We start from the raw sequence: 853 nt of genomic DNA, 5'->3' as shown, positions 1-853 counted from the left end.
GGCCTCGCCGGCCGTATCGCCTACGAATTCACCGCGGCGGAGATGCTGCCCGCGGCGGGGCAGGGCATCGTCGCAGTCGAATGCGCAGCGCAGGACTGGCAGACGCGGCAGATCCTGTCATCGATCGACGATCCCGCGGCGCATGCCAGCGCGGATGCCGAGCGCGAGGTCTTGTGGGTGCTGAACGGCCACTGCAATTCGCCAGTGGCGGGCTTCTCGACCATCGCGGGCGATCAGATGTCGCTCACCGCATCGGTGCTCGATCTCTCCGGCAACACCATCATCGAGGCCTCGCGCGCGGGTCCCGCCAATCGCCCGCGCGAGCTCGGTCGTGCTGTGGGTCTTGATCTGCTGGGCAAGGGTGCGGCCGAGATCATCGAGCGCAGCCGGCCGCGCTAGCTGCCTTGCGAAATTACGACCGGCGATGATGTCGTTCTGCGTCTGTTTTGCCCGACGTGTCAAAGGCGCGCGGGGGCGAGTCCTGCCAGCTCAAATCTTTCAATGACTTGTCTACTGTGCATGGGGTTGTTTTCGCGTTTTTGTTTCCCACCCCTCAGGGGCGGGGCGAACTAGCCCCGCACGCGCTTGATCATCTGCTCGACATGGGCGATCGGCGTTTCCGGCTGGATGCCGTGGCCGAGGTTGAAGATCAGGCGCCCTTGCGCAAAATTGGCCAACACGTTGTCGACCGCGCGGTCGAGCGCGGCGCCGCCCGTGATCAGCACCAGCGGATCGAGATTGCCCTGCACGGCGACCTTGCTCTGGACGCGCTCGCGGATGAAGGCGGGCTCCGCGGTCCAGTCGATGCTGACGGCGTGGACGCCGGTTGCCTCGACGTAAGCAGGCAGCTGTG

The 853-nt window shown here is 65.7% G+C and carries 1 protein-coding gene and 1 pseudogene; one reads left to right on the top strand and one right to left on the bottom strand.

Features of this window, described 5'->3' with window-relative positions:
- A pseudogene (locus MOV75_RS40010) lies at positions 1 to 399 on the top strand (hydroxymethylbilane synthase); the annotation flags it as partial.
- A gap of 170 nt (positions 400 to 569) precedes the next feature.
- Here MOV75_RS40010 and MOV75_RS40005 read toward each other — a convergent pair.
- The coding region (locus tag MOV75_RS40005; RefSeq protein ID WP_309487018.1) for a uroporphyrinogen decarboxylase family protein at positions 570 to 853 on the bottom strand (284 nt) is incomplete at its 5' end.

Source organism: Bradyrhizobium sp. PRIMUS42 (assembly GCF_023006515.1).
Taxonomy (GTDB): domain Bacteria; phylum Pseudomonadota; class Alphaproteobacteria; order Rhizobiales; family Xanthobacteraceae; genus Bradyrhizobium.
This window is presented reverse-complemented; position numbering and strand designations above follow the sequence as displayed.